This window comes from Ruegeria sp. H4 (assembly GCF_056533065.1).
Window position 1 is genome coordinate 80,746 of sequence record NZ_JBQFOC010000003.1, and the last position, 21,153, is coordinate 101,898.

Annotated in this window: 26 protein-coding genes; 12 read left to right on the top strand and 14 right to left on the bottom strand. The window is 57.6% G+C overall.

What is annotated here, in order from left to right; genetic code table 11:
- Window positions 1–18: 18 nt before the first annotated feature.
- Window positions 19–567, top strand: coding sequence for a GNAT family N-acetyltransferase (locus tag ACR0KG_RS16600; RefSeq protein ID WP_480548495.1), 549 nt, complete (start codon window positions 19–21; stop codon window positions 565–567).
- Here ACR0KG_RS16600 and ACR0KG_RS16605 read toward each other — a convergent pair.
- From ACR0KG_RS16605 to ACR0KG_RS16615, 3 genes are all read right to left on the bottom strand, one after another.
- Window positions 564–1,559, bottom strand: coding sequence for a hypothetical protein (locus ACR0KG_RS16605; protein ID WP_480548497.1), 996 nt, complete (start codon window positions 1,557–1,559; stop codon window positions 564–566). The genes ACR0KG_RS16600 and ACR0KG_RS16605 overlap by 4 nt on opposite strands.
- Window positions 1,560–1,573: 14 nt before the next feature.
- A complete protein-coding gene (gene greA, locus ACR0KG_RS16610) occupies window positions 1,574–2,044 on the bottom strand; it encodes a transcription elongation factor GreA (RefSeq protein WP_480827898.1) in 471 nt (156 codons plus the stop codon).
- Window positions 2,045–2,279: 235 nt separating this feature from the next.
- A complete protein-coding gene (locus tag ACR0KG_RS16615; protein WP_480544390.1) occupies window positions 2,280–2,660 on the bottom strand; it encodes a VOC family protein in 381 nt (126 codons plus the stop codon).
- Between the two features lie 88 nt (window positions 2,661–2,748).
- Between ACR0KG_RS16615 and soxR the strand changes: the two genes are divergently transcribed.
- The 4 genes from soxR to ACR0KG_RS16635 all read left to right on the top strand — a co-directional run bounded on the left by soxR (window position 2,749) and on the right by ACR0KG_RS16635 (window position 7,614).
- Window positions 2,749–3,204, top strand: coding sequence for a redox-sensitive transcriptional activator SoxR (soxR, locus tag ACR0KG_RS16620; protein WP_353013598.1), 456 nt, complete (start codon window positions 2,749–2,751; stop codon window positions 3,202–3,204).
- 135 nt (window positions 3,205–3,339) lie between these two features.
- The gene (locus tag ACR0KG_RS16625) at window positions 3,340–4,986 is read left to right on the top strand and encodes an electron transfer flavoprotein-ubiquinone oxidoreductase (protein ID WP_480827899.1); all 1,647 of its coding nucleotides are present in this window, start codon (window positions 3,340–3,342) and stop codon (window positions 4,984–4,986) included.
- 104 nt (window positions 4,987–5,090) lie between these two features.
- Entirely contained in the window at window positions 5,091–6,803 is a 1,713-nt protein-coding gene (locus ACR0KG_RS16630) for a tetratricopeptide repeat protein (RefSeq protein WP_480827900.1), read from the top strand.
- The gene (locus tag ACR0KG_RS16635) at window positions 6,793–7,614 is read left to right on the top strand and encodes a 4-(cytidine 5'-diphospho)-2-C-methyl-D-erythritol kinase (RefSeq protein WP_480548503.1); all 822 of its coding nucleotides are present in this window, start codon (window positions 6,793–6,795) and stop codon (window positions 7,612–7,614) included. The genes ACR0KG_RS16630 and ACR0KG_RS16635 overlap by 11 nt, the downstream gene beginning before the upstream one ends.
- On the opposite strand, the gene ACR0KG_RS16640 is transcribed toward ACR0KG_RS16635, so the two are convergent.
- Complete coding sequence (locus tag ACR0KG_RS16640; RefSeq protein WP_480548505.1) at window positions 7,607–8,605, bottom strand: polyprenyl synthetase family protein; 999 nt, start codon at window positions 8,603–8,605, stop codon at window positions 7,607–7,609. The two genes, ACR0KG_RS16635 and ACR0KG_RS16640, sit on opposite strands and share 8 nt — an antisense overlap.
- Window positions 8,606–8,661: 56 nt before the next feature.
- Between ACR0KG_RS16640 and ACR0KG_RS16645 the strand changes: the two genes are divergently transcribed.
- From ACR0KG_RS16645 to ACR0KG_RS16655, 3 genes are all read left to right on the top strand, one after another.
- Entirely contained in the window at window positions 8,662–8,877 is a 216-nt protein-coding gene (locus ACR0KG_RS16645; RefSeq protein ID WP_170387439.1) for a putative signal transducing protein, read from the top strand.
- Window positions 8,874–9,653, top strand: coding sequence for a tRNA1(Val) (adenine(37)-N6)-methyltransferase (locus ACR0KG_RS16650; protein WP_480827901.1), 780 nt, complete (start codon window positions 8,874–8,876; stop codon window positions 9,651–9,653). Before ACR0KG_RS16645 ends, ACR0KG_RS16650 begins: the two co-directional genes overlap by 4 nt.
- A gap of 115 nt (window positions 9,654–9,768) precedes the next feature.
- On the top strand, window positions 9,769–9,933 hold the full coding sequence (locus ACR0KG_RS16655; RefSeq protein WP_083445267.1) for a YdcH family protein: 165 nt from the start codon (window positions 9,769–9,771) through the stop codon (window positions 9,931–9,933).
- Here the strand turns inward: ACR0KG_RS16655 and yddG are convergent.
- From yddG to ACR0KG_RS16705, 10 genes are all read right to left on the bottom strand, one after another.
- Window positions 9,930–10,796 (bottom strand): aromatic amino acid exporter YddG, encoded by an 867-nt coding sequence (gene yddG, locus ACR0KG_RS16660; RefSeq protein WP_480548509.1) that lies wholly within the window; start codon window positions 10,794–10,796, stop codon window positions 9,930–9,932. The two genes, ACR0KG_RS16655 and yddG, sit on opposite strands and share 4 nt — an antisense overlap.
- Window positions 10,793–11,740 (bottom strand): transcriptional regulator GcvA, encoded by a 948-nt coding sequence (locus ACR0KG_RS16665; RefSeq protein ID WP_480548511.1) that lies wholly within the window; start codon window positions 11,738–11,740, stop codon window positions 10,793–10,795. The genes yddG and ACR0KG_RS16665 overlap by 4 nt, the downstream gene beginning before the upstream one ends.
- Before the next feature lie 302 nt (window positions 11,741–12,042).
- On the bottom strand, window positions 12,043–12,765 hold the full coding sequence (phbB, locus tag ACR0KG_RS16670; RefSeq protein ID WP_353012069.1) for an acetoacetyl-CoA reductase: 723 nt from the start codon (window positions 12,763–12,765) through the stop codon (window positions 12,043–12,045).
- Between the two features lie 186 nt (window positions 12,766–12,951).
- The gene (locus ACR0KG_RS16675; RefSeq protein ID WP_480548513.1) at window positions 12,952–14,127 is read right to left on the bottom strand and encodes an acetyl-CoA C-acetyltransferase; all 1,176 of its coding nucleotides are present in this window, start codon (window positions 14,125–14,127) and stop codon (window positions 12,952–12,954) included.
- A 192-nt stretch (window positions 14,128–14,319) separates the two neighbouring features.
- Window positions 14,320–15,153, bottom strand: coding sequence for an EAL domain-containing protein (locus tag ACR0KG_RS16680; RefSeq protein WP_480827902.1), 834 nt, complete (start codon window positions 15,151–15,153; stop codon window positions 14,320–14,322).
- Window positions 15,154–15,242: 89 nt separating this feature from the next.
- On the bottom strand, window positions 15,243–15,431 hold the full coding sequence (locus tag ACR0KG_RS16685; RefSeq protein WP_480548517.1) for a hypothetical protein: 189 nt from the start codon (window positions 15,429–15,431) through the stop codon (window positions 15,243–15,245).
- 96 nt (window positions 15,432–15,527) lie between these two features.
- Entirely contained in the window at window positions 15,528–16,499 is a 972-nt protein-coding gene (locus ACR0KG_RS16690; RefSeq protein ID WP_480827903.1) for a sterol desaturase family protein, read from the bottom strand.
- Window positions 16,496–16,882: a hypothetical protein gene (locus tag ACR0KG_RS16695; RefSeq protein WP_480827904.1), complete on the bottom strand. Its 387-nt coding sequence runs from the start codon at window positions 16,880–16,882 to the stop codon at window positions 16,496–16,498. The genes ACR0KG_RS16690 and ACR0KG_RS16695 overlap by 4 nt, the downstream gene beginning before the upstream one ends.
- Window positions 16,883–17,013: 131 nt before the next feature.
- A complete protein-coding gene (locus ACR0KG_RS16700) occupies window positions 17,014–17,379 on the bottom strand; it encodes a hypothetical protein (protein ID WP_480544377.1) in 366 nt (121 codons plus the stop codon).
- Between the two features lie 64 nt (window positions 17,380–17,443).
- Complete coding sequence (locus ACR0KG_RS16705) at window positions 17,444–18,010, bottom strand: TlpA disulfide reductase family protein (protein ID WP_170535784.1); 567 nt, start codon at window positions 18,008–18,010, stop codon at window positions 17,444–17,446.
- A 21-nt stretch (window positions 18,011–18,031) separates the two neighbouring features.
- Here ACR0KG_RS16705 and argH point away from each other — a divergent pair, with 21 nt between their 5' ends.
- The 4 genes from argH to lysA all read left to right on the top strand — a co-directional run bounded on the left by argH (window position 18,032) and on the right by lysA (window position 21,134).
- Entirely contained in the window at window positions 18,032–19,420 is a 1,389-nt protein-coding gene (gene argH, locus ACR0KG_RS16710) for an argininosuccinate lyase (RefSeq protein ID WP_480827905.1), read from the top strand.
- Window positions 19,417–19,602 (top strand): argininosuccinate lyase, encoded by a 186-nt coding sequence (locus ACR0KG_RS16715; protein ID WP_480827906.1) that lies wholly within the window; start codon window positions 19,417–19,419, stop codon window positions 19,600–19,602. Before argH ends, ACR0KG_RS16715 begins: the two co-directional genes overlap by 4 nt.
- 45 nt (window positions 19,603–19,647) lie before the next feature.
- Window positions 19,648–19,797, top strand: a complete 150-nt coding sequence (locus tag ACR0KG_RS16720; RefSeq protein WP_170535788.1) for a hypothetical protein — start codon at window positions 19,648–19,650, stop codon at window positions 19,795–19,797.
- 71 nt (window positions 19,798–19,868) lie between these two features.
- Window positions 19,869–21,134 (top strand): diaminopimelate decarboxylase, encoded by a 1,266-nt coding sequence (lysA, locus tag ACR0KG_RS16725; protein ID WP_480827907.1) that lies wholly within the window; start codon window positions 19,869–19,871, stop codon window positions 21,132–21,134.
- Window positions 21,135–21,153 lie beyond the last annotated feature (19 nt).

Here is a 21,153-nt window from a genome sequence, read left to right on the forward strand (position 1 = left end):
AGTCCAGATGAACGGCCGATGGCTGCTGCACTGTTTTGGCAGGCCTTCGCAGCGAAATTGCACAAAGTGATGGGCCCGGAAGAACGGGGTTTGGCCTTTTTCGAGCAGGCTCTTAATCCCAATTTCGCATTGGTTGCACACGACTCGTCCGGACAAATACTGGGGCTTGCCGGTTTCAAGACCAACGAGGGTGGTCTGGCCGGAGGCAGCCTGTCTGACCTTGCGCGGGTCTATGGATGGTTCGGGGCACTGTGGCGCGGCACGGTGCTGAGCGTGTTGGAGCGAGACCTGAAACCCGGTGTGTTCCAAATGGATGGTATCTTTGTCGCAGCTGAGGCGCGCGGGAAGGGCGTCGGGACGACATTGCTGAGCGCGATCAAGGATGAGGCGCGCAGCCGTGGCATGACCGAAGTGCAATTGGATGTGATCGATACAAACCCGCGCGCGCAGGCTTTGTATGAACGCGAAGGATTCAAACCGGTAGGTTATGAAGAGACGGGGCCATTCGGGTATGTGTTTGGGTTCAGCAGTGCAACCAAGATGAGTTGGGCCGTTACACCCGTCTAATCGAACGTCCCGGCAACACGTCCCACCAGCATAAAGGCGCGCGCCGTTCTGGTGTCACCCAGCGCAGCCAGTTCGGCATCGCTGGCGTCAGGTTCAAATTCAACAATCATGTTGTCGAACCGTCGCAGGAAATGATGCGCCGCATCCCGGAAAATTGGGTCTTGCTTCATCCGCGCCGCCGTCAGCGCCAGTGACGATCGATCCCGAATTCCACCCAAAGCCGCCACGGCACGCCCACGAGCACCTTGAGCGAATTGCCGCCAGATCTCAGGCCGTGCCATGTCGGGGCGTAGGTCATCCATATAGATGCCTTCCTGGCTGAGCAGGGTCAGCACATCCTGCGAAGCCTGTACCAGCTTGGCGACCTTTCGGTCCTTCAGTGCCATCCGCAGCGCATTGAAGCCTTCGGTATCTTTATCGGTCTCGGGAAAATTCAGGGCGCGGATGAAGATATCGGTTGTCAGTGGTGGCGTGATCTCTTCGGCCGTGGTGCCCAGTGCCAGCGAGGTTTGATCTCCGGCAACCGGGGCTGACTGAAGGGTCTGAACAGGCTCGCGGCGTTTGGTCGAGAATGTGGCCAAGGCATCCTCGGCCTTTTTGGTTGCTGCGGCGATCTCGTCCAGCTTTTTGCTCACCGTCGGTTCGTAAGAGCTGGCAGCGCGCTGCTGTTGCACGACATAGGCCTGACGGATCGCATCGATGGCCGTCTGGAGCCGGGCACTTTCCTCTCGCATTATGCGGCTGGCACGCATGGCGGTGGCCGCGACCCAGATCATCGCGACCGGCATGAACACCGCAAGAAAGGTCACAATGATCCCACTACCTTCGGCCTGATCGGGCAGCACAAGAAACACGACCGATATCACCAGCCAGACGACACTCAGCACAGCGGCGGCGATTTCGATCGAGGTTACAGGTGTCCGGTCCGGGCGATCATAGATCCCCAGCGAGGTCGGCCGTTCGGTTTCTTGGTCAGGTTCGTTCCCCGACATGTCAGATGCTCCGGTCAGGCGTATTCGATGCTCAGAACTTCATAGGATCGCACACCGCCGGGTGTGCGCACATCGACGCTGTCGCCTTCATCCTTGCCGATCAAAGCACGGGCCATGGGCGATTTGATGTTCAGCAGGCCGTTTTCGATATTGGCCTCATACTCTCCGACGATCTGCCAGGTCTTTTCCTCGTCGGTATCCTCATCGACCAATGTGACCTTTGCGCCGAATTTGATCGCGCCAGACAGTTTGGCGGGATCGATCACATCGGCCAGAGACAGGATGCCTTCCAGTTCCTTGATGCGGCCTTCGATAAAGCCCTGCTTTTCGCGGGCAGAATGATATTCGGCGTTTTCCTTCAAATCACCCAGTTCTCGGGCCGTTGCGATCGCTTCGATGATCGCTGGGCGCTCGACGGATTTGAGGTTTTTCAGCTCTGCTGCCAGCGCGGCATTGCCCGCAGGCGTCATTGGAATCTTTTCCATAGTCTTGTTGTCCACGCATAAATTGAGCCGCCCCGCCGCAGGGAAAGCGTCGGGGCGAATGATGGGTCGTTCAGTACCTGACCTAAATGGGGCGTGAATTGCAAGAGGCCAAGGGGCAGCCCGCGTTCAATTCGCGGCTTAGCGCCGTTCGGACGGGACAGGCGCGCGCCTGTGGCGGTGATCGGGGGGCTTGTCCCGGCGCCAGCGGCGCGAATGGGTGCATAGCCACAGCATCTCAATCATATTGGACCACTTCGAATTCTATGCCGTTGTCATCGTCGAAATAGAACCTTTTGCCTGGTTCGTAATCCGCATGGTTATGGGGTGTGAAACCGGCGTCGCGTACTTTGGCTTCGGTGGCGTCGATATCTTCGACCAGAACGCCAACATGGTTCAGGCCACCGACGATGTCATAGCTGCTTTCACCTGCGGGTTTGGGATCACTGGGCGCATAAAGCGCCAGGTAGGTATGCGCGCTGCCCACATGCACAGTGTAGCCACCCGCAATGGCCGGGCCTTCCCAGCGGGTCTTCCAGCCAAAGACCTTTTGCATCCACGCCGCCGAGGCCTGCGGGTCGCGAACGGTGAAATTGGTGTGTTCAAGCGTCGCCATCATGGGATCTCCTTTACGAATTGAGGCTTGTCACGACTCACCGTAATTTCTAAACCTAACTTTAGGTCAAGGTATTTTTTACGAGGGTCTAATGGCTGCATCTGAAGGGCTGGCAATCGGCGCACTGGCCCGGCGCACCGGTTTGGCGGTATCGGCCATTCGGTATTATGAGGCTCAGGGCCTGATTTCGCCGTGGCGCAACGCGGGCGGGCAGCGGCGGTATCAGCGGGCCGATATCCGACGGCTGAGCTTTGTGATGATCGCACAGCAGTTCGGCTTGACCCTGCCGGAAATCCGCGAGGTTCTGTCGGGCCTTCCGGGCAACCGCACCCCGACACCGCAAGATTGGAAGGATATCAGTGTAACGCTGCGGGCGCATTTAGATCAGCGAATCGACACATTGGTACGGCTACGCGACAATCTGGATGGCTGCATTGGCTGTGGGTGCTTAAGCCTGCCGAAATGTGCACTGTACAATCCAGATGATCGCGCCAAATCAAATGGGAGCGGTCCCAGATACCTGATGGGCGACTCTCCAGAGGCTTAACTGCCGCATTGCAGCAATGTTACGCCGTGTTTTGATTGACCAAGGTCTTTCCGACCATGTAATCAGCCGTGAAACAAAATTGCGCCGACTGCACGAGAAAAGCGCCAATTCGGAAAGTTAGCTAAGGAGCCCGCGATGGCCGATATTGAACGCGAAGCGATGGAATATGACGTGGTGATCGTGGGCGCAGGTCCTGCGGGCCTGTCGGCGGCCATCCGTCTAAAACAGCTGGATGCGGATCTGAACGTTGTGGTTCTGGAAAAGGGGTCCGAAGTCGGCGCGCATATCCTGTCAGGCGCGGTGCTTGATCCCTGTGGTCTGGATGCGCTGATCCCCGATTGGAAGGAAAAAGGCGCGCCGCTGAACACACCGGTCAACGAAGACAACTTCTATATGCTGGGAGAGGCGGGTCAGATCCGTATCCCCAACTTCCCAATGCCGCCGCTGATGAACAACCACGGTAACTACATTGTCTCGATGGGCAATGTTTGCCGCTGGATGGCCGAACAGGCCGAAGAGCTAGGCGTGGAAATCTTCCCTGGCATGGCATGTTCGGAGCTTGTTTATGGCGAGAACGGCGAAGTCAAAGGTGTGGTCGCAGGTGTCTTTGGCCTGGAAGCTGATGGCTCTTACGGTCCAAACACCGAGCCTGGCATGGAATTGCACGGGAAATATGTCTTCCTGTCGGAAGGTGTGCGCGGGTCGCTGTCCAAAGAAGTCATTGCCAAATACGACCTGTCTGCTGGAAAAGAGCCGCAGAAATACGGCGTCGGCATGAAAGAGATTTGGGAGGTCGATCCTTCCAAGCACAAAGAAGGCAGCGTCACGCACACCATGGGCTGGCCGCTGGGCAGCAACGCAGGCGGTGGATCGTTCATCTATCACCTTGAAAACAATCAGGTCTATGTCGGCTTTGTGGTTCACCTGAACTATAAAAACCCGCATCTGTATCCCTATATGGAATTCCAGCGTTTCAAACATCACCCGGTCGTCGCTGATCTGTTGAAAGGCGGCAAGCGCGTGGCATATGGCGCCCGGGCGATCACCGAAGGCGGGTTCCAGTCGATGCCGAAACTGGTCGCGCCGGGCGTGGCGCTGCTGGGCTGTTCGGCGGGTATGGTCAACGTGCCGCGCATCAAGGGCAACCACAACGCGATGCTGTCGGGCAAAGCTGCGGCTGAGGCCGCTTTTGACGCCATCAAGGCTGAGCGGTCTGGCGATGAGCTGACCGATTACGAGACCGAAGTGCGCAGTGGCCCCATCGGCAGCGACCTCAAGAAAGTGCGCAACGTCAAGCCGATCTGGTCGAAATGGGGCCTGACCGCGTCACTGATGCTGGGTGGTTTGGACATGTGGACCAATACGCTGGGCTTTTCCCTGTTCGGCACCATCGGTCACGGTAAAAACGATGCCGAGGCGACCGAGGATGCCAGCAAGCACAAACCCATTGATTATCCGAAACCTGATGGTGTTCTGTCTTTCGACCGTCTGACCAACGTGTCGTTTGCGATGACCAACCACGAGGAAAGCCAGCCCTGCCATCTGCGCCTGTCTGATCCAGAGGTTCCGGTAAAGGTTAACCTGCCTCAGTTCGACGAACCGGCGCAGCGCTACTGCCCGGCAGGTGTGTATGAGGTGGTCGAAGACGAAAACGGCCCGCGATTCGTGATCAACTTTCAGAACTGCGTCCACTGCAAAACCTGTGATATCAAGGACCCCAGCCAGAACATCACCTGGACCACACCGCAGGGTGGGGATGGCCCGAACTATCCCAATATGTAGGCGAAAACCGGTGCACTGGCAGGGTCGTGAAGGCTCTGCCATTGCCTCTTGCCAGCCAAGGCCCTAGCTTATCGGTCAGTCTATGTTAGCAGGGCAGGATTTAGGTGATTTCCCTTGTGCATCGCGCGGTATTGGCCGCGCTGCTTTTTTCGACGGTCAGTGTGCCAGTGTCTGCGGATACAGGGGCAGGGGCCTATCTGGCCGGTCGTCAGGCGATTTATGAAAGCGACTATACAGCAGCCGAGCAATACTATGCGCAGGCGCTAAAGTTTGACCCTCAGAACGCGCTTTTGTTGGAAAGTGTTGTGGTGGCACGACTGGCGCTGGGAGAGATCGAGCGCGCCTTGCCCATCGCGCAAACGATTGAAGAGGCTGAACTACCCAGCCAGGCCGCCAGAATGGTGGTCGCCGCCAATCTGATTGCAAATGACAAACTGGCAGAGCTTTTGGCGCGCGACCCCGAAACAAAGGGTGTTGGCCCGCTGGTAGACGGGCTGATGATCGCCTGGGCCCATCTTGGTCAAGGTGAATTGACCAAAGCGATGGAGCAGTTCGACACTGTATCCACCCAGGATGGGCTGCGCGAATTTGCGCTGTATCACAAGGCAATGGCACTGGCCTCGATCGGTGACTTTGAGGGGGCCGAGGCGATCTTTGCGGAAAATGATGGTGCGATTGCCCAATTCTCGCGCCGCGCAGCGATGGCGCGGACTGAGGTTCTGTCGCAGCTTGACCGAAACGCCGATGCGCTGGCGTTCTTGGAAACCGTCTTTGCGGCGGGCAGTGACCCTTCGATTGAAGATTATGTCAGCCAGTTGAATGCTGGTGAAACACTGCCCTTTACCCATGTTCGATCCGCTCAGGATGGCATGGCCGAGATCTTTTTCTCGGTCGCTGCGGTGCTGAACACCGAAGCGACGCCTGACTATGTACTGCTGTACACTCGCGTCGCAAGCTTCCTGCGCCCCGATCATGTAGATGCAATCTTGCTGAGCGCAGAGCTTCTGGATGAATTGAAGCAATATGATCTGGCCGTCGATACCTATCGAAAGGTTCCAGCTGACAGCAATGATCACCATGCCGCTGAGCTGGGTCGGGCCGAGGTGCTCAGCCGGTCAGGCAAAACAGATGCCGCCATCGAAGTGCTACAGAATCTTTCGGCAAAAAAACCCAATCTGCCCAGCGTTCACGTGGCACTTGCGGATATCCAGCGGCAACAGGAAAACTATGCGGCCGCAGTAGCGTCCTATGACAGTGCAATCGCCCTGACAGACGCCGCGTCAAGCGGGAACTGGTTCCTGCATTACGCGCGCGGCATCTCGCATGAGCGGTTGAAGAACTGGGATCAGGCCGAAGCGGATTTTCGGCGGGCGCTGGAGTTGAACCCGGATCAGCCGCAAGTTCTGAATTATCTGGGCTATTCGCTTGTCGAACGCCGCGAAAAACTGGATGAGGCGTTGGATATGATCGAACGCGCCGTCGCCGCGCGCCCGGACAGCGGTTACATTGTCGACAGCCTGGGTTGGGTCCTGTTCCGCCTTGGGCGCTATGACGAAGCCGTGGATCATATGGAACGCGCTGTTGCGCTGATGCCGGTTGATCCGGTGGTCAATGACCATCTGGGCGATGTCTATTGGGCCGTTGGCCGGGATCGTGAGGCTGAGTTCCAGTGGAAACGCGCATTGTCCTTTATTGACCCGGAAGAGATTGATGGCGAAGCTGACCCTGAGCGCATCCGCCGCAAGCTCGAGGTGGGTCTGGATGCAGTATTGGCCGAGGAAGGCTCCGATCCTTTGAAGGTTGCCAATGGCAACTAAGGGCTTCGCACCCGCCAAGATAAACCTCACACTGCATGTTACCGGCCAACGGGAGGACGGGTATCACCTGTTGGATTCGCTCGTGGCGTTTGCAGATGTCGGGGATCAACTGGAGTTTGCGCCGGGGCCCGATCTGTCGATTTCCGTTAGCGGAGAGCACGCGGCTGGCGTTCCCTCAGATGCGCGCAACCTTGTCTGGAAGGCGGCGGAAGCCACTGGTTGGACCGGACATATCGATCTGAACAAGGCACTACCACACGGTGCTGGCATTGGCGGCGGATCGTCTGATGCTGCTGCGATGTTACGCCATTCGCAAGATCAGGACATTGATATTCCACCCGATCTCCCCGTCTCTCTGGGGGCGGACATCCCGGTTTGCATAATGGCCAAGGCTGCGCGGATGCGAGGGATTGGTGAGCAGGTGACTGCGATGACCTTGCCTGAGTTGCCTGCCCTTTTGGTAAATCCCGGCGTTGAAGTGCCCACAGGGGCTGTGTTCAAAGTCATGGAATCGCGTCAAAACCCACAGATGCCAGATGATATTCCGATTTTTGAGGGCGTTGCTGACTGTGCCTTCTGGTTGTCCAATCAGCGAAACGACCTGCAAAGCCCTGCTATTAGCATCGCCCCAATGATTGGGCGTGTTCTGGACGAATTGACCGGGACTCGGGAGGTGTTACTGGCGCGTATGTCCGGCTCGGGCTCAACCTGCTTTGCGCTCTATCCATCCCTGAAAGCGGCCCATTTTGCAGCCTATGAGATTGGTGCAGCCCACCCTGATTGGTGGTGCCGCGCCACTCAGCTTAGTTGAGCCGAGACACCACGTAGTCCGCCAGGTCGCGCAGCAGGGTCCGTAGCTCATGATCTGGCAGCAACTCCAGTGCCGCCTTGGCTTTGTTGGCCCATCCCAACGCATCCTGACGTGTGGCTTCAAGCGTCTGATACTTGGCCATCAAGCTCAGTGCATGATCCAGGTCGCCATCTTGCTGCCGGCCTTTCTCGATCGTGCGCTCCCAGAACACGCGCTCATCGGGTGTGGCCTGCGCCACTGCCTTGATTACCGGCAGGGTCAGCTTCCGTTCGCGGAAATCGTCGCCAATGTTCTTGCCGGTCGCTTTGCTATCGCCCTGATAATCCAGCAGATCGTCGGCAATCTGGAAGGCAATACCCAGCGCATCGCCATAATCGAACAGGGCCTCGACCTGTGGTTCTGTCGCACCGGCGATCACACCGCCCACTTCGGTCGCTGCCGAGAACAACGCCGCTGTCTTGCCGCGCACGACTTGCAAGTAAACGGCCTCATCCGTGCCCAGATCGGTGGCGGCGGTCATTTGCAGCACTTCGCCTTCGGCAATGGTGGCCGAAGCATTGGCCAGAATATCCAGAACACGGAGCGATCCGGTTTCTACCATCAACTGAAAACTGCGTGAAAACAGATAGTCGCCCACCAGCACGCTGGATTTGTTGTCCCACAAAAGGTTCGCTGTGGGCCGCCCACGCCGCTGGGCGCTTTCGTCGACCACGTCGTCATGCAGCAGGGTCGCAGTGTGAATAAATTCAACCGTCGCGGCCAGACGCACATGATGCTCGCCCGTGTAGCCAAACAGACGCGCTGCCGCCAATGTCAGCATCGGGCGCAGACGTTTGCCACCCGCTTCGACCAGATGTGCGGTCACTTCAGGGATGCGCGGTGCGTGCTCAGATGCCATCCGGGTCCGGATCAGCGTATTCACCGCCTCCATTTCGCCGGTCAGAATTTCAGCGAGCCGCTCATGCGGTTTCGAGATTGTGCTGACGTCCATCACACTCCTGATACAAGGCTCGACTTCTGTCCTGCCTTGCCCTTACATCCATCCCCATGAAAGAACTATTGCGCAGCACCGATCCGACAATCCTGGCCTTTGCATCCGCTCTTCTTGAGGGCGAGGATATAGACTGCTTTCAGATGGACGTAAATATGAGCATCCTCGAAGGCGGCATTGGAATCTTCCCTCGTCGCCTGATGGTTCGGGCGGATGATCTGACCCGTGCCGAACGCGTGATGCGCGATAATGACATCCCGCTGGGACGATGACCCGTTTCGAGGATAAAGACCTAAGCCAAAATGCGTTTTTGGGCGGCAAGCTGCACTTGTGGCAGCCTGTCAAAGGGTATCGCGCCGGGGTCGATCCGGTTTTACTTGCCGCGTCGGTTCCGGCCACCAGCGGCCAATCAGTGCTCGAGCTTGGATGCGGGGCCGGGGCGGCCATTCTTTGTCTTGCTGCACGGGTTCCGGGTTTGCAAATGTGCGGCGTTGAGCTGCAACCACCCTATGCGGGTTTGGCGCGTCGCAACGCCGCCGACAATTCCATTACGCTGGAGGTTGCAACCGCTGATCTAGGCGCACTTCCGACAGAGCTAAAACAACGTCAGTTTGATCATGTGATCGCAAACCCGCCCTACTACCGTGCTGGTGCCCATAGTCCGGCCCATGATTCAGGGCGCAGTGTTGCCTTGGGCGAACAGACCCCATTGGCCAATTGGATCGATGTGGCCACCAAACGCCTTGCGCCGCGCGGGTATTTACACATGATCCAAAAAGCGGACCGCCTGCCGGATATGCTGATGGCCTGCCAGGGCCAGCTGGGCTCGGTCGAAGTGCTGCCCTTGGCGGCGCGATCAGGGCGTGAAGCCGAACTGGTCATTTTGCGTGCCCGTAAGGGCGGGCGCGCTGCATTCCGTTTGCACGCCCCGCTGATTCTGCATCAAGGGGATCGGCACGAACAGGATGGCGAAAGCTATAGCCTTGAGATTTTAGCCGTGCTGAGGGATGGTGCAGCCATGGGGCCGTTTCATACCTCTCGGCGATGACCAGCCGAATTTGTCGGATTTATTACAGATTCTGTGCGCCTGCAGCGTGACAGGGTGGAAACGATGTGCTCAACTTCTTACGTGACTTTTAGACACGTAACCAAGGAGGATCGCCATGAGCGTAAGCGCACATCTGACGGAACTGAAGAAGAAGCACGAATCTCTCGGTCTAGAAGTGGAACAAGCCCAACGCTCGCCAGGCATCGATGATCTCCATATCGCCCAGCTGAAAAAGCAGAAACTTAAGCTCAAGGAAGAGATCGAACGCCTGTCAGCTTAGCCAGTCAGGCTGGCGCGCGCCGCAATTACAGCGCCGCCGGTGATCAGTACCGCCGCGATCGCCAATGTCCATGTCGGCATGGCGATCCCGGCACCAACCAGCACAACAGTAGACAGCAAAGGTGCGGCGTAAGAGCTGGTTCCCAGCATCTGTATGTCGCCCTGTTTGACCCCGATATCCCAAACATAAAACGCCAGCCCTACAGGCCCCAGACCCAAGGCAAAGGTTGAGGCCCAACTGAGGGCGGTATCGGGCCAGACGGTGGTTTCGAGTGCGAAATGCAGCACCCACGAGGCGATGGCAGTCAGCACGCAGAACACAGCAACAGTGCTTGTGGGCGTTTCACCCAGTTTACGGGACAGCACCGAATACCCCGACCATGTCAGAGCACAGAGGAAGGCCAGCGCGTATCCCGGCAGGTGGTCAATCTGAAAGCCTGCGCTGCCACCGCCAGTGATGATCAGCGCGGCACCGGCAAAGCCGAGGCAGGCCCCGAATAGATGGCCCGGTCTCAGGTGCTCGCCGGGTAGAAGTCCTGAAAACAGGACAATCAGGAGGGGCCAGAGATAGGCAATCAGCCCAGCCTCTGCCGCAGGGGCCATGCGCAGAGCCGAGAAATAGAGCGCGTGGTATCCGAACAGACCAACAGTGCCGAATGCATAGATTTTCCAACTGATGCTGCGCAGTTTGGAAAACCCACCGGATTGCCATGTCCAGATCAAACCCAGAGAACCGCCGATACTGAAACATATGGCATTGAGCAAAAGGGGCGGTGTCGGGGCCGAGCCGACGGTGAATAGCGCCAGCAAGGCCCACAGCAGAACAGCGATGAATCCGGTGGCAGTGGCGCGGTTTCTAGTCATTTGGCTAAGACGTCTTCTACGGGAATGATAGTGAACTCATCCGAGATATGGGCGGTCTTTTCAATCTCGGTCGCGAACCAATCGCGGAACGCGGCGACCTGTGGCCGGTTTTCCGCACCGGGCAGGCACAGAAACCGAAACCGCCCCTTGGTTTCGATGGCGGTTTTGAACGGGGCGATCAATCGCCCCTCGGTCATGTCTTTGATGATCATCGCGCGCCGCCCCAAGGCGACACCAACCCCGGCCACCGCAGCATCAATCGCGTGATCCGCGTTCGAGAAATGCGCGCCATGTGTTGGCGTGAACTCCATCCCAACGGCCTTGAACCAGGTCGGCCAATCGGCTGGTGGTTTGAGAAACGCGATTGAATCATCATGGATCAAGGGCGCATCACGCAAGCTTTCGGGGGTGGAAAACTGCTCTGCCAGCTCGGGTGTCATGACCGGCGTCAGCCATTCCTTGCGCACCGGCAGGCTATACATCCCCTCGTCCTGACCAGATCCAAAGCGGATCGCAACATCCACATCATCCTGTTCCAAATCCATATTGCGCAGGGTGGCCGAAAACCGCAGATCGATTTCTGGATGTGCGCGCGCAAAATCATATAGGCGCGGGGCAAGCCATTTTGCCGTTAGCGCCGGTCCGGCTGTAACGGTGAGCGTTGTATTGTCCTGCAATCTGCGGGTCGCGGTCCATGCGGATTTGAGCGTGGTAAACCCCTCGGCCGTTCCTGGGGCAAGTGCTTTGCCCGCTTCGGTCAATTCCACTGCGCGGTTTAAACGTCGGAATAGGGGGTAGCCCAGATGCTCCTCCAGCGATTTGATCTGAAAGGACAGCGCAGCGGGCGTTACGTTCAGCTCATCAGCCGCTTTCGCAAATGACATATGGCGCGCGGCGGCATCAAAGGCGCGCAAAGCGGTCAGAGGAGGCAGTCGGTCGGACATTTCACTTAAGATTTACTTACCTGAGCTGTCGAAAACTCTCGTTTGTACGTTTTGAAATCAAGCGCCATGTTGAGAGCAAGTCAAGTTCATCTTTAGCCAGGAGGATATGCCATGATCGAGATGACGACCAACCCGTCTGTTCAAGATGCGATCCGTCGCGCCCATGAAGAACGCAGCAAAGTCATCCACCAACTTTGGGCCTGGTTAACTGGTTCCCGCTGATCACAGCGCGCGTGATCTTACGGGATAAAGAAGGGCCGGTCCAACAGGACCGGCCCGTTTTTTGTTGCTACTGAGTGTGATCAGACGAAGAACTGAGCACCGTTGGCCGAGATGGTCGACCCATTGATGAACTGCGAATCGTCTGAGGCCAGGAAAGCGACGCAGCGTGCGATTTCCTCTGGCTCACCCAAGCGGCCTGCCGGGATCTGGCCGATGATGGATTCACGGACTTTCTCTGGTACGGCCATAACCATTTCAGTGGCAATGTAGCCGGGGCAGATCGCGTTCGCGGTGATGCCCGCACGCGCGCCTTCCTGCGCCAGCGATTTCACGATGCCCAGATCGCCCGCCTTGGTCGCGGCATAGTTCACCTGCGCAAATTGACCCTTCTGACCGTTGATCGAGCTGATGACGATGATACGACCGAACTTGCGCTCGCGCATACCAGGCCAGACAGGGTGGACCGTGTTGAACACACCGGTCAGGTTGGTGTCGATCACCTGATGCCACTGCTCGGGCGTCATTTTGTGGAACGGCGCGTCGCGGGTGATACCCGCGTTTGCCACAACGATGTCGATTGGGCCAACTTCGGCCTCGACCTTTTCGATGCCGGCTTTGGACTCGTCATAGTCGGCCACGTTCCATTTGTATGTGGCAATGCCGGTTTCTTCGGTGAATTTTGCTGCGGCTTCATCGTTTCCTGCGTAAGTCGCCGCAACATTACACCCTTCGGCTTTAAGCGCCTTGGAAATCGCTGCGCCGATGCCGCGGGAACCGCCGGTAACGAGTGCTGTACGTGCCATTTAGGAATCCTCCAAATTTAGTCGTCTTGGTAATTCTGTTACTCTGAGAGATAGTGTTGCGCAATATCGTTTCGTAGCAGTTTGGGCTTTCTGTCTGGCGATATTGTCGCATCTAGCGGATAAGCTTCGATTGTAACAAAAAAGGGCGCCGGTGGGACGCCCTTTTCTATTTGGCTGTCAAAGCACTTAGTCGCGCTCCACACACAGGGCGACACCCATGCCGCCACCGATGCACAGGGTCGCCAGACCCTTCTTGGCATCGCGACGTTTCATTTCGAACAGTAACGTGTTCAGAACGCGGCAGCCCGAGGCACCGATCGGGTGGCCGATGGCGATCGCACCGCCATTGACGTTCACAATGGACGGGTCCCAACCCATGTCCTTGTTCACAGCACAGGCCTGCGCGGCAAAGGCTTCGTTAGCTTCAACCAGATCCAGATCGTCAACCGACCAGCCAGCTTTTTCCAGCGCTTTGCGCGAGGCGTAGATCGGGCCAACGCCCATGATCGACGGGTCCAGACCGGCGGTTGCGTAGGATGCGATCCGCGCCAGAGGCTCAATCCCGCGCTTTTCGGCGTTCTCGGCCGACATCAGCAGAGTCGCCGCCGCGCCGTCATTCAGGCCCGAGGCGTTGGCGGCGGTGACCGAACCGTCTTTGGTGAAAGCTGGGCGCAGTTTTGCCATCGCTTCCATGGTGGCGCCGTGGCGGATGTACTCATCCTTATCCATCACGATGTCACCCTTGCGGGTCTTGATAGTGAAGGGCACGATCTCATCCGAGAACTTGCCTGCTTTCTGCGCAGCTTCGGCTTTGTTCTGGCTGGCAACGGCGAATTCGTCCTGTTGATCGCGGCTGATCTGCCATTTCTCGGCGACGTTCTCGGCGGTTTGACCCATATGGTAGCCGTTGAAAGCATCCCACAAGCCGTCGCGGATCATCGTGTCGATATATTTCATGTCGCCCATCTTGTGACCGGCGCGCAGGGCGGCGGCGTGGGGCGACAGGGTCATGTTTTCCTGGCCACCGGCGGCGACGATGTCCGCATCACCCAGTTGGATATGCTGCGCACCCAGAGCCACAGCGCGCAAGCCCGAGCCGCAGACCTGGTTGATGCCCCAAGCTGCGCTTTCCTGCGGCAAGCCGGCATTGATATGCGCTTGGCGGGCTGGGTTCTGGCCCTGTGCGGCGGTCAGAACCTGACCCATGATGGTTTCGCTTACTTCGCCCTTTTCTACTCCGGCGCGTTCCACGACCGCTTCCAAAACGGCAGCGCCCAGATCATGTGCAGGGGTGTTCGCAAACGAACCGCTAAAGCTGCCCACGCCCGTGCGTGCGGCGGATGCGATTACTACGTTGGTCATATAGTCAGTCCTTTACCGTCAAGGTCCTTTGGGAAATCTGACGGCGCAGGTGGCAGAGAGGTCTCTGACAAAACAAGAGCGCCCCAAGTTCCCCGCTCCAGCGCTTTATGGCATATCGCAATGCTGCATATGCAGCAACGGGCAGCTTGTCTCAGCAGTTTGAGTGATTGAAACGACTGGGCCGATTTTTGCTTAAGAGCCTGTTTTGGATTTGTTTTCCTGCTTCCAAGGAGGGGCGACTGTGGGCGCTCCGAACAGAAAACCTTGCAAACAGTCGACCCCGCTGTTGCGCAGAAACTCGGCGTCAGCCTGATTTTCAACCGATTCGGCAGTCACCAGTATCTCGAATTCCTGTGCGACTAGGATCAACGCGCGCACCAGTGCCTGATTGTCGGGCTGTTCACTTATGCCTCGAATGAACTGGCCATCGATCTTTGCGGCGTCGAACAGAAACTCACGAAAATGACGCAATCCAAAATCGCTGGCGCCAAAATCATCCAGCGCAAAGGCAATACCGCGTTCCTGCAGGCGATCCATCAGGTCGATCACAAGTTCGGGTACCTGCATGGCGGATTGTTCCGAAATCTCCAGGATCAGCCGTTCACCAATGCTCTCGTCACGTTTCAGGAATCGATCCAGCACCCTTGTCCAGCGTGAAAACCCAATCGAGCGGGCGGACATGTTGATCGACAAGCGTATGCCAGGGTTTCGCACCAATGTCTGCAAACCAACTTCCAGCGCGATGCAATCAAGTTCTCGCCCCAAAGGTGTATTTTCGACCTGTGGCATGAACTCTCGCGCCGGGATCACGCGCCCGGTTTCGTCCAATACACGGATATAACCTTCATAGAAAGCAATGCCGCCGGGCGCGTGCGCCTGCACAACCGGCTGAAAGGCCAGCTTGCACTGTTTGTGCTTCACCGCTTCGGTCGCCATTTTCACCACGGATCGATCCCGCGCCGAGATGGCCGAGTTTAACGGGTTGTCCGATCCTTCAGGTAAATCTGCAAGTTTCTTGTCCCGCATAAGCGCCAGTTCCCTGAACATGTCCGAATAGAGTTTCGGTCCCAATGTCAGGGCAAACAGGTGAATCTGCGGTTAAAGCGGGTGAATTTTCAGCGGGCAGAGTGTTGGGCGCGCGCCAAAGAGGATGCGGCCCCGATCACTGCTCCGGTAAAGCCCAAAAGCATCATCAGAAAGCCCAACGCGATCAAACCGGCCAAAGCGCTGGCAATCGCAGCGACCATAGCCAACATCAGACCCAGCAAACCGACCAATGTCGAAAGGGTAGTCAAGCGGGTCATTTGCGGGTCTCCGGTCACTCGTTATCTCAAACCATGGACCCCATATGGCACCCGTAACCGATATTTCAAGCTGAGACAGGCATGATCACGCGCAGTTCAGAATTGTTTTGCCTTCAGATTGGGCAATTCATCGCCAAGATGCTGGAAACCGGGCGTTCCGCGATCTTCGGGGTGCCGTGCCAGATGCTTTTGTTTGATCTGCTCTGAGCTGTCGCGGCTGCCATCATGACTGTAGCCGGGTGGTGCAAAACAATAGGCCAGCCTTTGGCGCAAAGTCAGGCCGGGTTGTGTGGCGTCGCGCCAGATGCCAACCCATTCGTGAAAGGCCACGCGCAGCGGGTTGAAGGTGCCGATGTTGTGGACCAGCCCGTAGTCGACGCGATCATCTTCCTGCTCGGGTACAAAGGTTCCGAACATCTTGTCCCAGATGATGAAGACGCCCGCATAGTTGCAATCCAGATAGCGCGCGTTGCGGCCGTGATGGGCCCGGTGGTGACTGGGGGTGTTCATCACGGCCTCGAACCAGCGGGGCATTTTGCCGATGGCTTCGGTATGGATCCAGAACTGGTAGATCAGGTTCAACCCGCCGACAAACAGGACCATGGCCGGGTGAAAGCCGAGCAGGATCAGAGGTGCGCGGACCACCATCATGAAGGTGAACGTATAGGTCCAAGTCTGCCGCAATGCGGTGGTCAGGTTGTAGTGCTGTGAACTGTGGTGGTTCACATGGCTGGCCCAGACCCAGCGGATACGATGACCGAACCGGTGCACCCAGTAGTACCGCAGGTCATCCAGTACAAAGCACAGGATGATCACCGGGATAGATGTACCCAGATCAAGTGGCGTGATCTGCCACAGCCACATGAAGAACGCATAGGCGATGAACCCCAGCAGAAAGCCCGAGGCGATGTTTCCGGCCCCCATGATCAATGAGGTCACCGCATCGCGGGTTTCATACCGGCCACCCCGGCCTTTGACAGCGATCCAAAGGAATTCGGCCAGAATCGCGGCGATGAAAAAGGGAACTGCCCATTGGACGGCGTCGGGAAAGGTAATCTGGTCTGTCATGTGGGTTCCATCAGGTTACGCCAATGGTTGCGTTCGAATTCGTCCAGACGGACAAGACATCTGGGTGTGGCAAAGTCGTGGAACTGGATTTCGAACCCGTCGGGTTGGTCCAGCAGGTCATAATCCAGTAAGTGCCGCGCGACGGTATCCGCGCCAAAGGACCAGATCAGACCAGGGCCGTTTGTGGTTCGGATCAGGGCAGTGTGGCCATCGTGGGCGATTGTCAGATCGATCACGTCATCGTCCGGGAAATGGCGCAGCCATTCCTGACGCGTGTTGTCCTGTGTCAGCGCGCGCAATTGCGATCGGCCTGTCAGGTGCAGCAACAGCGTGACACCAGCGATTCCTCCGACCACCAGCACCAGAAGAATTTCCAGCGGCATTTGGCCCTCCCGCGGCCAGAGTGCAGCCGGCCTTTGCAGCTGTCAAAGGTGGCGTGGCGTAAGGCGGAATGGCAAAGGGGCGCAGCCGCGGTGGTTGCGCCCCTCGAGAACTCGATCGGGTCAAAATTATATCAGTTGCTGATCGTGTAAGTCCCGCCAGAGTCACCCTTGCCTTTGTTGCGGGTGAACGTCACCTGATTGCCGTCCAGCGAAACGGTCTGGCAATCTTGCGGCAACGTATCGCTTCCAACCACCAGATTGCGGCACCAGAACCGTTTGTTCCAAACCCAGGCCCCGGCAACGTTTCGACCGTCGTCCAGTTTACCAGACAGTTTTCCGTCGGCCGAAATGACCAGGGTCGCCCCGTTCCCAGTCAGCGTTTTGCCAGCAACTGCATCAAGGAATTGCTTCTGCTTTTTGATGTCCTTGGCGTCGGCTGCCACCGCCGCCGCCAGTGCAATAAAGGTAGCAGCGGCAAGTGTTACGATACTCTTCATAAAATACTCTCCTGATTAAACGGCAAGAGAGTATCATGATTCTAACGGTTTAGAGCAGAATTTCTCAGCTTTCAGCGTTGACGAGAGCCGAGATAATCGCCTTCGCGCTATCCGAGTTCCATTCGGCATCACCAATCAGTCGCGCGATCTCATTGCCGTCCGGATCAAGTATCACGGTGATCGGCAGGCCAATCACGCCCATCTCACGCGCCACGGCCTGTTTGGGGTCCTGATGGCGAGGCAGGTTGTCGATCCCGTTCTCGTCAAAGAACTTTTTGATCCCGGCGGGTGAGTTGCGCCCGGTGGCCAACGTCAGCACCTCGAACCTGTCGCCGCCGAACTCTTCTTGAAGTTCAGCGATCTGGGGCATCTCCTTGCGGCACGGGGCACACCAGGTGGCCCAGAAGTTCAGGAGGATGTATTTGCCCTTATAGTCCTCCAGAGACGCCGTGCCGCCATCATCTTCCAACTCAAATTCAACCGCTTCAACCGGTTTGGGCTCTTTGTGCAGGATCAGTCGCTTCAGGCTGTCCTCGCGCAGCGGCCCCAATGTCTCGGCATCGGTTGCCAAAGCGGCGTTTGCACCCAGCGCTAGGGCCATATAAAGGGGGATCAGACGTAACAGGCGCATATTAACTCCGGGTTTTCTTTCATGACCGATCAATCCTCGAACCAGATGTGGGGCGGCCGCTTCGCCGCCGGTCCAGACGCGATCATGGAGGCAATCAATGCCTCGATCGGGTTCGATCAGCGGATGGCAGCCCAGGACATCGCAGGCTCGCGCGCCCATGCCGCCATGTTGGCCGCCACAGGCGTTATTAGTGATAGTGACGCGCAGGCTATTCGGGAAGGGCTGCTCACCGTTTTGTCAGAAATCCAAAACGGAGACTTTCAGTTCTCGACCGCGCTGGAAGACATCCACATGAATGTCGAAGCGCGCCTGAAAGAGGTGATCGGTGAACCCGCAGGCCGTCTGCACACGGGTCGGTCGCGCAATGATCAGGTGGCGACCGATTTCAAACTCTGGGTCCGCGATCAGTTGGATGCGGCAGAAACCGGCATTCTGGCTCTGATCCGCGCGCTTTTGGCGCAGGCCGAGGCCGGGGCGGATTGGGTCATGCCGGGCTTTACCCATTTGCAAACCGCGCAGCCGGTAACATGGGGCCACCACATGATGGCCTATGTCGAGATGTTTGGTCGCGACCTGTCCCGCGTGCGTGACGCGCGCGCCCGGATGAACGAATCCCCGCTGGGGGCCGCTGCGCTGGCCGGGACATCTTTCCCAATCGACCGGTACATGACGGCCGAAGCGCTAGGCTTTGACCGCCCTGCCGCGAACTCGCTGGATGCCGTCAGTGACCGCGACTTCGCGCTAGAGTTCCTGTCCACTGCCTCGATCTGCGCCGTTCACCTGTCGCGCTTTGCCGAAGAACTGGTGATCTGGTCCTCGGCCCAATTCCGGTTTGTGACGCTGTCCGACCGGTTCTCGACCGGCTCGTCGATCATGCCGCAGAAGAAAAACCCCGACGCGGCGGAGCTGATCCGCGCCAAAGTTGGCCGCATCTTTGGTGCGAACACTGCGCTGATGATGGTGATGAAGGGCCTGCCGCTGGCCTATTCCAAGGACATGCAGGAAGACAAGGAACAGGTCTTTGACGCCGCCGACAACTGGATGCTGGCGCTGGCCGCGATGGAAGGCATGGTCAAGGATATGACCGCCAACCGCGATAGCCTTGCTGCCGCTGCGGGGTCTGGATTTTCGACCGCGACCGATCTAGCCGACTGGCTGGTACGGGTCCTCGGCCTGCCGTTCCGCGATGCGCACCATGTGACTGGATCACTGGTTGCTTTGGCCGAAACCAAGGGTTGCGACCTGCCTGACCTAACACTTGAGGATATGAATTCGGTGCACACGGATATCACCGATGACGTCTATTCTGTCCTCACCGTTGAAAACTCGGTAAACTCGCGCCAGTCTTATGGAGGGACTGCGCCTGATCAGGTGCGGGCTCAGATCAAACGATGGAAGGCGTTGGTATGATGCGTATGTTTCGGGTCATTCTGCTGATCTTGACCGGTTTTGCCTTGGCAGCCTGTGGTGCCGATGGCGAACCTGTTCAGCCGACCGCCAGCCTGGGTGTTGGCGTCGGATCCAGTGGGACACATGTTGGCGGAGGCGTAGGCCTGCGCAAGGGCGGTCTCGGCCTTTATCTGAGTGTCTGATCCGAAATCCAACACCGTTAGCACCGAGCCTAAGGAGAACGGCATATGCGAACCATCGGCCTAGTTCTAACGCTTGCCGTTTTGGCGGCGTGCGAATCCACATCTGCGTCGCGCCCTGATCCTAAGCCAGAGCCAAAACAGTCCGGCATTTCTGTATCCGGCTATGCACGTGCCGGGGTCTCGACCGAGTTCTAAATAGCTGCGTGGGGCTCTTGAGCGCCCGAATCCATTGAACCGGGGGGCCGTTTTGGTCTAAGCGCGCAGATATGGATCACTTTCTCTACCGCGACGGCGCGCTTTTCGCCGAGGATGTCCCTGTCTCCGAAATCGCTGCCGCGGTCGGAACCCCGTTCTATGTCTACTCAACAGCCACCTTGCTGCGTCATTTCAAGCTGTTTGATGATGCGCTTGAGGGAACTGATCACCTTGTTTGCTACGCGATGAAAGCGGCCAGCAATCAGGCAATCCTGAAGACATTGGCACAGGCAGGCGCCGGGATGGATGTTGTTTCGGGCGGGGAATACCTGCGGGCCAAGGCCGCAGGCGTTCCGGGCGATAAGATCGTGTTCTCGGGTGTCGGCAAAACGGCAGATGAGATCCGGACTGCCCTGACCGGCGGTATCCGCCAGTTCAACGTGGAATCCGAACCCGAGATGCAGGTGATCAGCGCGGTCGCGGCAGCGCTGGGGATGGTTGCGCCGATCACAATCCGAGTAAACCCGGATGTGGATGCGAAGACTCATGCCAAGATTGCGACAGGTAAATCCGAAAACAAATTTGGCATTCCGATCTCGCGCGCATCCGAGGTTTATGCGCTGGCCGCCAGCTTGCCGGGGCTCGAAGTGATTGGGATTGACGTTCATATCGGGTCACAATTGACCGAGTTGGAGCCGTTTGAGCTTGCCTATACCAAGGTCGCTGAACTGACCGAGCAGTTGCGGGCCGAAGGGCACAATATCCGCCGTCTCGATTTGGGGGGCGGTTTGGGCATTCCCTATGCGCGCTCTAATGATGCGCCGCCGCTGCCTGTCGAATATGGCGCGCTGATCAAGAAGACGCTGGGCCATCTGGATTGTGAAATTGAGATCGAACCCGGACGTCTGATCGCGGGCAATGCCGGATTGATGGTGAGCAAGGTGATCTATGTGAAATCCGGCGAGGGTCGAGATTTTCTGATCCTTGATGGCGCAATGAATGATCTGATCCGCCCGGCGATGTACGAGGCGTATCACGACATTATAGCCGTTCAGGAACCTGTCCCTGGCGTTGAACAACAACCCTATGACATCGTCGGCCCAGTCTGCGAAAGCGGCGATACATTTGCCAAACAGCGCAACATGCCGCCGCTTGATGCGGGCGATCTGGTGGCGTTCCGCAGTGCCGGTGCTTATGGCGCGGTGATGTCGAGCGAATACAACACGCGACCCCTCATCCCCGAGGTTCTGGTGCATGGGGATCAATTTGCAGTTATTCGTGAACGCCCAAGCTTTGACGAAATCATAAACCGCGATACCATACCTATGTGGCTTTGACGCAATCAGCGTAAGGGCC